At 61.1% G+C, this 12,279-nt stretch carries 14 protein-coding genes; 3 read left to right on the top strand and 11 right to left on the bottom strand.

Annotation, left to right across the window (positions count from 1 at the left end):
* Positions 1–82 precede the first annotated feature (82 nt).
* Positions 83–721, top strand: coding sequence for a LysE family translocator (locus IB268_RS26635; RefSeq protein WP_119451612.1), 639 nt, complete (start codon positions 83–85; stop codon positions 719–721).
* 90 nt (positions 722–811) lie between these two features.
* Here IB268_RS26635 and IB268_RS26630 read toward each other — a convergent pair whose 3' ends face one another.
* Both IB268_RS26630 and IB268_RS26625 read right to left on the bottom strand, forming a co-directional pair.
* Positions 812–1,006, bottom strand: a complete 195-nt coding sequence (locus IB268_RS26630) for a hypothetical protein (RefSeq protein WP_054458275.1) — start codon at positions 1,004–1,006, stop codon at positions 812–814.
* A gap of 159 nt (positions 1,007–1,165) precedes the next feature.
* Positions 1,166–2,746: a sensor domain-containing diguanylate cyclase gene (locus IB268_RS26625; protein ID WP_192355080.1), complete on the bottom strand. Its 1,581-nt coding sequence runs from the start codon at positions 2,744–2,746 to the stop codon at positions 1,166–1,168.
* 536 nt (positions 2,747–3,282) lie between these two features.
* Between IB268_RS26625 and IB268_RS31135 the strand changes: the two genes are divergently transcribed.
* Positions 3,283–3,774, top strand: coding sequence for a hypothetical protein (locus IB268_RS31135; RefSeq protein ID WP_225591504.1), 492 nt, complete (start codon positions 3,283–3,285; stop codon positions 3,772–3,774).
* 524 nt (positions 3,775–4,298) lie between these two features.
* Entirely contained in the window at positions 4,299–4,535 is a 237-nt protein-coding gene (locus IB268_RS31270; RefSeq protein WP_304515490.1) for a CrpP-related protein, read from the top strand.
* Positions 4,536–4,692: 157 nt separating this feature from the next.
* On the opposite strand, the gene IB268_RS26615 is transcribed toward IB268_RS31270, so the two are convergent.
* The 9 genes from IB268_RS26615 to IB268_RS26575 form a co-directional block, all read right to left on the bottom strand.
* Complete coding sequence (locus tag IB268_RS26615) at positions 4,693–5,085, bottom strand: hypothetical protein (RefSeq protein ID WP_192355079.1); 393 nt, start codon at positions 5,083–5,085, stop codon at positions 4,693–4,695.
* Complete coding sequence (locus tag IB268_RS26610) at positions 5,082–5,489, bottom strand: M15 family metallopeptidase (RefSeq protein ID WP_192355078.1); 408 nt, start codon at positions 5,487–5,489, stop codon at positions 5,082–5,084. Before IB268_RS26610 ends, IB268_RS26615 begins: the two co-directional genes overlap by 4 nt.
* The gene (locus IB268_RS26605) at positions 5,486–5,764 is read right to left on the bottom strand and encodes a hypothetical protein (RefSeq protein WP_175209126.1); all 279 of its coding nucleotides are present in this window, start codon (positions 5,762–5,764) and stop codon (positions 5,486–5,488) included. Before IB268_RS26605 ends, IB268_RS26610 begins: the two co-directional genes overlap by 4 nt.
* Before the next feature lies 1 nt (position 5,765).
* A complete protein-coding gene (locus IB268_RS26600; protein WP_192355077.1) occupies positions 5,766–6,074 on the bottom strand; it encodes a hypothetical protein in 309 nt (102 codons plus the stop codon).
* A 70-nt stretch (positions 6,075–6,144) separates the two neighbouring features.
* The gene (locus IB268_RS26595; RefSeq protein ID WP_192355076.1) at positions 6,145–6,627 is read right to left on the bottom strand and encodes a hypothetical protein; all 483 of its coding nucleotides are present in this window, start codon (positions 6,625–6,627) and stop codon (positions 6,145–6,147) included.
* 10 nt (positions 6,628–6,637) lie between these two features.
* Complete coding sequence (locus tag IB268_RS26590) at positions 6,638–7,489, bottom strand: hypothetical protein (RefSeq protein ID WP_192355075.1); 852 nt, start codon at positions 7,487–7,489, stop codon at positions 6,638–6,640.
* Position 7,490: 1 nt separating this feature from the next.
* Complete coding sequence (locus IB268_RS26585; protein WP_370540039.1) at positions 7,491–11,429, bottom strand: host specificity protein J; 3,939 nt, start codon at positions 11,427–11,429, stop codon at positions 7,491–7,493.
* The gene (locus IB268_RS26580) at positions 11,417–11,803 is read right to left on the bottom strand and encodes a hypothetical protein (RefSeq protein ID WP_192355074.1); all 387 of its coding nucleotides are present in this window, start codon (positions 11,801–11,803) and stop codon (positions 11,417–11,419) included. Before IB268_RS26580 ends, IB268_RS26585 begins: the two co-directional genes overlap by 13 nt.
* Positions 11,803–12,279 (bottom strand): DUF1833 family protein, encoded by a 477-nt coding sequence (locus tag IB268_RS26575; RefSeq protein WP_192355073.1) that lies wholly within the window; start codon positions 12,277–12,279, stop codon positions 11,803–11,805. Before IB268_RS26575 ends, IB268_RS26580 begins: the two co-directional genes overlap by 1 nt.

Below are 12,279 nucleotides of genomic sequence, written 5' to 3'. Positions count from 1 at the left end.
CAGCAGGCGCTTCACCGTCCTTTGCAGGGCCGGACTTTCATGGAAGAATCATTGTCTCCCATGGCTCCAGCCCCCAACGACCATGACTCCCTTTGCTTCCATACTCGCTATCCTCGGTGCGCTGTGGCTCGGAGCCATGCTGCCGGGACCAAGCTTCATCATCGTCGCGCGCAAGGCCATCGGCCAGTCCCGCTGGGACGGCCTGGCCTCGGCCTTCGGCATGGGCGCAGGCGGCATGCTGTTCGCCGGCCTGGCGCTGGCGGGGCTGTATTCCCTGTTGCAAAGCGTGGAATGGCTGTACGTCGCGCTGAAAATCGCGGGCGGCGCCTATCTGCTTTACGTGGCTGCCGGCATCTGGCGCAACGCCAGGCAGCCTTTTGCCATGCCCGGCAGCAGCGCGCCAGCATCACGCAATGGAGGTCGTTCCTTCTGGATCGGTCTCACGACCCAGTTGAGCAACCCCAAGACGGCCATCTGGTATGGCAGCATCTTCGCCGCGCTGCTGCCTCAGCATCCGCCGGCATGGACCTATTTCGCGCTGCCGCCCCTGGTGTTCCTGGTCGAATTCGGCTGGTATGCGATCGTGGCGCTCTGTTTTTCGACCAAGGGCCCGCGCGAGGTTTATCTACGGGCGAAGCAATGGATAGACCGGGCAGCGGCGGGCGTTATTGCGGCGCTGGGCTTGCGGCTGATTCTTAATGCGCCCAAAAACGGAATCTAGGAAAAGTCGGGTTTCCGATGCGCGACACGAGCAGCCGCAGCAGATAGAAGCCACGCCGCGGGTGGCGCTTCCCTGCAGACAGGCAAGAACTTACCGCAGCTTTTGCTGATAGAGCTCTTGCGCGCCTTCCAATGAGGCGCGCATTCCGTAAATCGTGCCTCCGCCGCCGCGGCTGAACCATAGTTCGTACTGCCACATCCCGTCCACGAAGACCCGGGAGATCGTCCAGCCCGCTGGCCCTTGCCAGTAATAGTCGTCCCGCTGCGTCCATTCCTCATCGATCATGCTTCGTCCCCTCTCGGCCGAAACCGGGCCGAATTGCGCTGCTGCCGACCTCAAATATACTGTATATTTGTACAGCACATTTGACCGCAGCATGACGGCCTAGGGGGTATCGAGAAGGCTGGCGGATGCAGGTCTTCCCGGGCTCAGCCCGGCAGGCGGTTACGCAATCTGCATCTCACGCCGCGCCTGCTTGTCTGCATACATCAATTGATCTGCTTCCCTGAGGACGGCCTGCAGCGCGCTGGCCGATGGGTCGGCATTCACAATGCCAAAGCTCGCGCCGGCATAGTGAAAACTGCAGTCGTCCAGGGTGTAGATGCCGCTGAGCAACGGGGCCAGGCGCGTGCGCATTGTTTCAACCACAGCATCAGCCGTCGGCCCTGACCTTGCGCCCAAGCCAACGACGACGAATTCGTCGCCCCCCCATCGACCCAGCACCTCTCCAGAACGCAGGCCTGCCGACAGACGTCGGCCAACCTCGATCAAGAATTTGTCGCCAATGTCGTGGCCGTAGGTATCGTTAATCGTCTTGAACCCATCCAGATCTATAAACGCGACTTGAACAGACCGCTGCGTCCGATTCGCTTCCGAGAAATACCGCTCCAACTCCGCCATGATCGTTCGCCGATTCGGCAAGCCGGTAAGCGCATCATGGTTGGCGGCATGCCGTTCATCTTGGCGGCGTCTCACCATTTGCGCGACCACATGGCTGGAGAGAAGGATCAGGACCAGACCGACCATCGCCACCAATCCCGTCGCCCAGATATGCCGCTTGCGCATGGGCGCCAAAGATTCCAGCGAGGCCAGCGTGATCAAGTGGTATTGCCCATTAGCCAGCGCCTGCCGCCTCGCCAGATAGGGCCTACCATCGATGAGCCAACGGCCGGATTGGATGGAGCCGGGTATGGCGCGAATATCCAGGGGTTCGCCGAGGTCTTCATCGCCATCGGAAGGCAGTACCGAATCGGCAGGTAAAAGCGCTGCGACATTACGCAGCATGAACGGCTCGGACGAAGCCGTGGTTACCCTTCCCTGGCGATTCACAACCAACGCGATATGTCGCCCGGCCAGGTAAAGCGCCACATCCGGCGCATCGAACTTTACCGTCACTGAGCCCTGCGGCATGTCATTCGAGTCTTCGATGCGGCTGGCGACGAAATACGATGGACTCTTGTTCAACCGGGCAATGCCGAAGTAACTGCCATAGCCATCACGCAATGCGTCTTCGAGATAAGCCCGACCCGAGTAGATCATGCCGACGATGCTGTCGGGTTCCGCCCAGTTACTGGCCGTCACCGTATCGTCCGACATATTGTTCATATAAATGCGGGCGTATCGCAGATCGCTGGCCAGCTCATTCATGAAGTCGCCTACCCTGCGCACCAATGGATCCCGCGTGAACAGGGCCGCTCGCTGCTCTCGAGACAAGTCGGCTGCGCCGGGTGGATCCGTACGGTAACGGACGGCAAGCTGGATCACTTGGCCCTGGCGGGCCACCATGTTCGCTACGCTCACCATCTCGGTGAATAACCGATCCATGACGCGCGCAGTAATTCTTGCCTCGTATTCAGCGCTGGCGGCTAGGCTGTCCAGCCGCGATGCCTCCATTCCCTGCGACATCCAGCGTGCAATAGCTATCACCAACGCAAACCATGCCAGGGCCAGACCGAGCGTCACGCGACGCACGAGGGAATGGCCCTGCCGTTCACGTCTACCTTGTCGCGACAATTCTGCGCTCACAGGGTCCCCTGATTCAAACCAACGGCCTCAGGCAATCATCGGCCAATCCGCCAGTTGTACTGAAAGGAAATGTCTGGCGGCCGGTCAACGGAACGTGACCAAAATGTTCGGCCACACGCTAATGAATCGCCATATTTCCATTATGCGTGGCTTACTTCAATATGATTCGGCGATTCACCGCGAACTGCGCAGAACGCACAGGCTTGTGTAAATGCAGGGCTAACGGCTGGCGTCGATAGCTGAAGAGTTTTCGCGCCTTTGCCATTGCCCCGCGAAAACCATGCTTTGTGGCATGGCGCGCGGCATGCAACGGACGAAACCCAAACAAAAAAGCCGCCAGATCATTGATCTAGCGGCTTTCTCTTTGCCGTGCTTGACAGCACTTTGCAGGAATTTGGTAGGCGGTATTGGAATCAGAATCATCGTACAAGCCTTTGATTTATAAGGAATGTGATAGACACCCGCTGTTCCCTTACCCGCATTCTTACCCTTATTCATCTACGCTTGGGTGTCGCTAGGTTCCGACAGGATACCCCATGTGCAGCCACTACACCGCGCTGAAGAAGCAGGAACAGATGGAGAAGTACTTCCGGGCCCGCGGCATCCCGCTCCCGGCCAATTCAGATATGTGGCCGAAGTATCAGGGAGTGTTTGTTCGCCGGCCGGCCGGCCAGTGGCAGGAGAGCTACACCATGCTCACCATCAACGCCGACCAGGATTCGCTCTTCCAGAACTACCACCAGGCCGGCAAGGAAAAGCGCATGGTTGTGATCCTGCCGGAGGGCGCCTATCAGGACTGGCTCACGGCGCCGGTCGCGGATACTCACGCAAAGCCCCCCATTGGGGCGCATTTTTGTGGTTTCCCACGGCTTTGCACATGCCGCGACGCGCCAGACCAGTTGTACGCCGCACGATGGATGCTCGCGGTTCTAATGGCCGTGCTAAAGATGAACGCGCCACGGGAGCACGCGCCTGCAGGCAATCCATTCCCGACACAGGCGCACCGATCTAGGAGGGAGACAAAATGACCTCAGACACTCGGTTAGCAGACGTTATCGTCAAGCTTCCAGACCGATCTACGTGTCGGATACAACGCCGGCTAGTCATCAAGCGCGGCGCGGCGGAACCCCCAAAGCCTGAATACCACTGCGCTTTGCCCACTGGTGAACCTGTGAGCTGGTTGGGAGACGGGAAATACCGCCTCCCGGACGGCTCAATCGCGGTCGCGGTAGCTCATCGCCCGCCTGCACCGTAGTTGGCCCCGGGCGCGAGCTACGCAAAGGGATGCACGGCGCTAGATGGCATATGCTACATTTCCCCCGCCCATGTGCGTCCTTGGCCGGCTGCTTTGGGTACTACGTCCCAACCCCATCACGGGTTGGGACGTTTTTTCTTATGGGTCGAAGCAATTGGTATCGGCTCAGGAGATGCGCCGCAAGCTGCGCATGGGGATGACGCCGCGCTAGGCTAGGTAGTACCGCCACACTATTGCAAGCCCGCCCCCCAAGCGCAATACTGACCTTCCCGTGTTCTTCTTTTGGAGGGTATAGCAATGCAACGCGACGACATCCGAAAGTTGGGCGTCAAGGCTGCCCGCGAAGGCTTGACTCTGTGGGATTGCCCCTACTATTGCGCCGCGGCCATGCCCGGACACACAGGTGAACCGATCGTGGCGTGGCGCGAGAAGGTCGAAGCTTGGGAGGCTGGGTGGTTAGCGGAAATGAAATGTTTGAGCCCCCCGGGAAAGACGAAGTTCGCACCGCTGTCAGTTGAGCGGCGCCCCAACTGAACTATGTGCTAACGCCCCAGCAATGGGGCGTTTTCATTGGCGGCATGGCTACGGTCTGGCCCAAGCGTCTACCACTGTCTGATGCCGTGCCGCGCACTCTGCATACTGGAAGGCCAGCGCTACATGCGCCTGCGCCAGGTCGTCCCAAGAGGGCGAATCAACGCGCGGCACCGGCGGGCACGGCGCGCTGAGGTTGACGGGCAGCGTTGGCCGCGTCGATGGCTTCGTTGGTTGCGCGCACCCGGCCAGGGTCGCGCACGCAGTCAGCAGGCAAAGGGCGCTGAACGATTTCACGGGTATACCTCTCGATGACCTTGGGCTGGGCAGTGGCGAGCGTGTGCACGGTGTCGGCCAGGCTCTGCGACAGCCCGGTCAGCCGCTCGGCCTCAGTCTTGAATTCCTCGAGGCCTGCCACGCGGTGGGCTTCCTGGCACTCGGCCCGACCGACCGCACGCTGGGCGTGCCCGTACCAGGCGACGGCACCTGCGGCCAGGGCCAGAGCAGCAGCCCCGATCAGGTATGGCGCCGCGGCGCGCAGCAGCGGGTTCATGCCCGCCCCTTCCAGTCGCGCGGGATCTGGAAGTGCGGGCCATCGCGCATCTTCCAATCCCCGCCCCACTCCACCGGCACGCCCAGCTCCGCGGCGCACGCCTTGACCACGCCGGCCAGATCGGCGAAGTGCTGCCATTGGTCCCAGGGAATCGCCCCGCCCACCAGCGGCGCCAGGTCGACGGCGTGGCCAAGACCATCCGCCTGCGGCAAGTGGTAGCTGGCCATCGTCTGGCTAGCACCCCGCGCGACGTATTCGCGCTGCTGCGCCAGCGTCCGCACGCCCTCCACCACCGTGAAGTCCACCGCCGTGCGCTGGATGGCCAGCTTCACGATCGCCACCAGGTCGGGATGGACGCCGGCCAGCCGCGTCAGGCTGCGCTGGGATAGTTGAAACGCGCTCATTGATTCGGCCTCCGAATGTGCTTCGCCGTCACTGCGGCGACATAGAAAGCGGCGGACGCGGCCAGCATCGCGTCACCCGCGCTCGCCCACCCAGCAACGAAGACGCGGCAGGCCGCGCCCGTAGCGGTGAGGCAAAGTGCCGACAGGCCGATGCGCTCCAGCGTGGTGTCCTTCACCGAGCGGGCGAATACCGCCAGCCCGGCGCCGCCGGCTACGACCAGCCAGCAGACGAACGCCAGCACCGCCCACAGCGTCAGATAGATAGAGCCGTCCATGTCACGCCCCTTTGCCGCGCACGCGGTCGATCACGGCCTGCCACAGCGCGCTGATGGGCGCCGCCTGCACGGCCTCCCATGCGCGCGACACGATGGCCATGCCGAACATGCCAGTCAGAAAGCCCGCCAGGCCTTCCGGGATGCCCAGCAGCAGCGATAGATACGGCGAGGCGTAATAGGCCACCAGCGAACCACTGATGGCCATGCTGAGCCGCGCCGGCCAAGACCCCTGCAGGTAGCGCATGGAAATGGCCGCGCCGAGCACGCCGGCGAACTTTGCCGCAAGGGCGTCGAAGTCTTGGATGTTCAATCGCGTCCCCTATAGACGTAAAAAAGCCCCAACGAAGGGGCACGGTGCGAGTCGAGTAATCGATCGCCGGCTATTTCTGGCTGGCGAGGACGAAAAGGTCATCGAGCTGCGCATCCGTGCCGCCGACTTGCGCCCACATGGCGCGCAGAAATGCGCTCGAGCGCTCATACACCGGGGAGTTGAATTCGATCTCGGCCTTGCGCTTTTCGACGGGATCCGCGATGCCTTGGATCAGCGCCTCCACGTCCGCCAGCTTGCCGACTTCCAGCATGGCCAGATTCGCCTGGCGCCACGACACCGAGGTCGGGATGGCCAGCTTTGCGACGTGGTCGGCGTAGGCCGCCTGCGTCGCCGAGTTGTTCCACACCGCCATGATTTCCTCGAAGGTCGGCTGCTCGATGTCTTCGAAGTCCCATCTGGCGATGTACGCATCCTCGAGCTGCGCGTCCCCGACTATCGGCATCAAGACGATGTACTTGCGGCCGTGGTCATACACGGTGATCTGCGGATAGATCCGCCGGATGCAGAAAATCATTTGTTCATGCGTAATCATTGCGGTCCTCCTAGATCATTTTCAGCGTGACGCCGCGAAGGTAGACGATCGCGGAATTGTTCACCCGACGCATTCCGATCATCACAAACGGGTTCGGGAAGTCCACCTGGCTCGGTTCCACCAACTGGATAAAGTAGGTCGGGCCGGCCTCAACGATCGCCCCATCGTGCTGCACAAGGGCGCCCTTCGTCGCCTTCGTACTGGGATCGAAATTCCCGGAATGCCACAACGCGCCCCGATACACTCCATCTGCCGCAGCTTGAAAGAACGATCCGTCCCAGGTCACGGTGACAGGTGTTGCGTTTGCCGCAGACACATAGTTCCCGGTTGCCTGCTTCCCGTTCAGCCCAGCATCCAGCTGAGCCTTGGTCACGACGTGAGCCGGGGCCGTGGCAGCCTTCGCCTCCAGATTCTTCGGCAATCCCGAGGCATCCAGGATCTTCACTGCCGTTGGGTCGGCTCGCGATAGCAGGATCTGCGCCGCGTCTGCCCCACTTACTGCAAGCGAAATGACCGCGTCGCCTACCGTGGTGCTTGCGGTACTCGCGATGATGGCCGCATTCGAAAAGCCAGACTGGTTGTCCTTGTAGACGGAGACCTGGCCATTGATGAGGCCGCCCGTCGTCGGATACGCCCGCTTGAACAATTCAGATTCGATCACCCAGGCCGTGTTCGAATCATTGCGGCGCTTCAAGACCTGGTTTGCGGTATCAGCCCAGCAGCTGTACGGCCACGCCAACGCTGCCGGATCGTTGGGTCCTGAAAAATCGGTGGCTATCGTCTGAAGGGCCCTATTGATCGCGGGAATCGCGACGTTGCCGGGCAACGGCGGCGTGGTTGGAATCTGCGAGTTATCTTGCATGTCAAAACCCCTGTGCAATCCAGTTAATCTTTCGCCCCACCGCCGTGGAGCCGTTAAAAATCATGACATCGAAGCCCGTCGCGCCGGCAGTCGCTTCTTGCACGACAGCGCGATCGCCGTGTTGGCTATCCAGAATGGTGATCTGCAAGTTCGGACGCGCATGAAAGGGCTTGGGATACGTGACCCGCATGCCCGCGACCGGGATAGAGACAGACTCGGCGCGCTGCAAAAGATCAGGCACGTCTATCGTCCAAACGAAATGCCTGACGAACGGCAAGATACGCGCGTTCGAAGTGGCGAAGTACAGCCGAACATCGAAGTAGCGCGCGTTGATCAGCCCTGGAACGAAGTCCACCCACTCCGACCACTGCCCTGCCACCTGTGCACTTCGAATCTGCGGGCGAACAGTGATGGCCTGTCGAGCTGAGCCATTGAGCAGATCTTCCGCCGCCAGCCAGTCGGGGATCGTCAGCAGGTCATCATCTTGGCTAATAGCCAGATAATCGATGCTGAAATCGAGGCGGACAGGCGTCACGTACCCAATGTCGACTTGGTCCGAAACCGCGTTCGTGTAAATCCCGTCTGACGCCACCCCGCCAAGCCACAGCAAATCAGACTCGGCGAACAGGTCCGGGCTCGCCAGCACATCGCCCAGCGCCGCGAGCGTCAGTTGGTTCTCGTACACCACCGCGCCGCCGGATACCGTGCCGGTCCAGTCAGGAGCTTCGTCTTGCGTCAGCAGGACATTCCTGACCAGCACCGCGCCGGAAACCGTTATGCCGGCCGCAGGCCCGAAAACGACCTGGCCATTTGATAGCCTGAATCTGGCCGCTACCCAGTAGCTGCCATTGCCCACCGCTAGCATCTCTTGTGCGCGCGTTGAGCCAACGATCCGGGAATTCGACCAGGAATCGCCAATCCTGACCTCGTAGTCCGGATCACGAACGTCGGATACCTTGCGCCAGCTGAGCACCGTCAGCCCGTCACGGAACACCGTTGTCAAACCCTCAACGGGCGGAAGTGGCGCATTCAGCCCTTGGACGACGTAGGTAGTCTCGCGCGGCGTCCCCGTCCCTGTTGGGCCGTTCGGCGTCACCGTGGCGGTGATCACGTCGCCCGTCCGAACCAACAGATCCGTCGAGCGCCCCTCGATGTCCTGCGCCAGGCGCTGAACTCCGTTCACGAAAACCACCGCAAGAACGGGCATTTCTCGCGACAGCGCCCAAGTAAGCGTCACGCGAATCTGATCGCTGCTGGCATTGACGATGGCCTCCGTCGCGCTGATCGAGAACACCACCCCTACCAGCAGCGCCCCGTCTCTCGGCGGCGTATAGGCATATGGGTTGTCCTCGCAGGCGTAATACTCCGGGTCGTCATCAACGGCCTCAAATCGCAGTCCGTCGCCCGCCGGCGAGACGCCGGACACCTTGAATCGACGTCCCGGCGTCGCGATCGGATCGAACTGCCACGCCCAGTCGAACGGCGCGCACTCTTCAAAGCCGGCCGCGCCCGGCATCGGGAAACCATCCAGCGGCGAGATGATTGTCAGCTCATCAACATCACCAACAGCGGACACGACGGTAACCGTCTTCATGTTGCCGTCCGGATCGCGGAGCATCGCAATGCCGTTGCCGTCGCTGGGCACCTTGTTCTGCAGCTTTATCGTGGTGCCGCCACTACCGGGCATCATGCGCCCCGAGTATCCCCACACCGTCAAATCGTGTGAGAACGACACCACGTCGCCGCGGGTGCACACCATCCCCTCGATGTCGGTTTCCCAGGAAATCTGCCGCCGCCGCCACACCTGACTTGCCGCCAGAAGATTCGCTTCCCGGCCGGCCATGTCAGCGTACACACAGCCATCCAGGTCGAGCTGCAAGGGATTGTTCGTGGCAACCACGCCAGGCACCTTGGCGCGCACCTCGTCCATCACCCAGCCCGAGTCCTTATTAATGAAGTTCGCAACAATCTCGTCAACGGTGCCTTCGTTGATGTATGCCACCTTGAAGGACCCGGCGCGGACATTGAACGGGCCGAACATCGCAGTGACAGGGGTGTCCGCCGCGTCCCATATGACACCAAGCTTCCCAGTCTGGTAGGTCATCGAGGCACGCCCGGCGCGCGCGATCATCTGAAGCACAGACGCCGTGCTCATCTTGCGGTCTAGCACGTAGTCAAACGTGAGCCTATTGGTGTGGCACCACAAACCCCAGGCCTTGATGGCCTCGATGTCGATCTGGGCATCGCTCATGCCACCGCCGTAGATTCGATGCCCATCCGTGTCCAACTTCCCGCGAGCGAACCACAGGAACCACCACGCGGGGTTGCTCGTCGGGGCCCACTGCCAGTCGGAACCGGTCCAGATCGAGCACCACGCGGTTGCAATGGCACTGAACTCGTCAACCGCTCCGTTGAGCTGTGCCGAAGCCTGGATGCGCAAGGCCACACGCAGCTGGCCCGAGTAATCCGCCGTGTCGGTCTGATAGCACAGTATCTGGCTGATCGCCGTCTGGTTCGATTCTCGGCTGCTCTGTATGTCCGCGGTCACCTTCCAGGCGCGCACCTCGTACATGCCAACAGGTACATCCCAAGAAATCGTCTTCCGCGTCGGCTCTTGCCTGCCCCCAGTGACGCGCACACCAGGGGTCGTGCTGTAGCCGAGCAATGGATCAGGCGCGATTCCGGCCCAGGGCTGCCCGACCTGGAAAGGGTGTGGCTTCCAGCGCCAAACGCCCATCACCGGCGGCACAACGGTCACGCCCGCGTCGCCACCGCCGAAGCTGTAGCCAGGCTTGATGACAAATGTTTCACCGTCCGTATGGTCTGCGGAATTGGTCGATCCGAACCCGATCTGCTGTTCCCGCGTGTATCCCTCTCCGGCTTCGCCGCCGCCTGTTCCGGACACGATCTGCATCTTCGCCCAATAATGGGTCGCGTAGCTCGCATCATTGAGCAGCCCAATATCTACCCACGCGCCACCGACTGGACGGTACTGCAGCCGAAGTTCAACAGTCCGCGACTCCATCGCGCCAGAATCGTTCACGTAGAACAACTGGGACGCCACCTCGACGGAAATGTGCGTGACATCTTTCGGGGTCGTGCGGGTATTGACCACGCCAGCCTGCAGGGTGAACCCCTGCAACGTGTCCACGTTGCCGGGGAACATGGTCAAGCCCCCGCTATTGGGATCAGAAGACTGCATCTGGACCCCTTGAAAACTCAGGACTGGCGTCTCGCCAATCCTGTAGTCGTTCAAAGAGACGGAGTTCAGCTGAAGCCCGAAGTGGAAGATCTGATTCAGAAATTGCGTGTCGCCGACATACTGTGAGTAGGGCTTAGCGCCAATGTCTGCAACTACCTTGTGTTCCCCGAACACAATCGCCATCGGTTCCCAGGGGCGAGGGCGATTTCGCCCGCCCTGAATGGAGTAAGTCGGGCTGCTCTCGTATTTTTGACCCGTGCCCAACTTCGCGGCGGTAGGCGACGGCATGGGGAGTAGAGCGTTGACGAGCAGCGAACCGCCGAGCATCACACCAGCGGACAGAAGGGCCCCGCCGGCTGGTCCAAGGCCCCAGGCTACTGGCGCCAGATACGGCGCAAAAATCGACACAACCACCACTGCAATCATTGCAACGGTGCGCAGTACCTTATTGCCGCCACCACCACCCTCGCCTCGCGCTCGGATCACAACCTGATCGCCATTGCGCGGGATAAGCCTCTGCCAGATCCCAATGGGCACCGGCCGCCCGTTGTGCCAGACATTGACCACGCGCGACGGCAACGCGACGCGCAGACGCTCGCAGTACCGCCCCAGGGTTTCACCGGGCAAGAAAGGAGCGCAAAACGCGTCTCGGCCTGCGGATGCAACGAAGGGGTTGCGAACGACCAGCAGCGACGGAGTCTCCGACGTCGTCTCGGGCTTCTTTTCTACGATTTCCACCGGTAGAACCCTTCAATCTTGTAATCGATCATCGTCATGAAGCGCAGGCGCTGACGGATGACAGCCCCAAAGGTTTTGTCAGCGTGCAGTACCCACCACTCTCCGGCCAACCGACACATGACACCGATGTGAAACAGGTCTCCGCGCGACAGCAGAAGCACAGGATGGCCTTCGACGGGTTCATCAACTCGATCGGCGAAGTCGGCCTTCACGCGTGCAATCTGCGCTGCTTGCGCTCGCAGTGTCTCTTCGTGAGAGCCTGGAATGTCGGCGCAAATCCCAAGTTTCTCCCGTGCAACCAGTGCCGCAAGCGCTGCGCAGTCACCGGTTTCCGGCACATAGGGAAGGTTCAGGTATTTATCGGACCAATGCATCAGAAAATTCCTGGAGTCGTCGTCGGGTCATACCGCACTGTGACCGCCGACTGCATGAGCGTGTTCTTGAATCCCAAGTCCCCGGACACTCGATAATTGGTGATCGACAGGCCGGTCAAGTCCAGCGTCATGTCGAACTCGAGGTTGGAGGGAGTCGAACGCAGCACCATGATCAACCGGCACTTGGCGCCAGCGCCGCCCTGGCTGACCTCGAGCCACTGCGTCAGTTCGCGACCGATGTTGTCGACCGAAAGCTGAGCACTGGGCACCTGCTCGTCCTGGTCGTCTGGTAAAGACAGTTCAAAACGGCACGCAACGTACGTGTTGCCCTCGACCACGATGTTTACGGTGTCATTGACGAATCGCGCGGGTACGGCAAGGCCCGGATGCGTGATCTCGATCAACTCCAGAAACGCCTCATCCGCACTCGTAGCCAGGACGTTCCTATCCGCCTTGGCGGTGAAATGACGCGCCAT

It is taken from the genome of Achromobacter sp. ACM01 (assembly GCF_014851745.1).
GTDB classification, from domain to species: domain Bacteria; phylum Pseudomonadota; class Gammaproteobacteria; order Burkholderiales; family Burkholderiaceae_B; genus Achromobacter; species Achromobacter aegrifaciens.
This window is presented reverse-complemented; position numbering and strand designations above follow the sequence as displayed.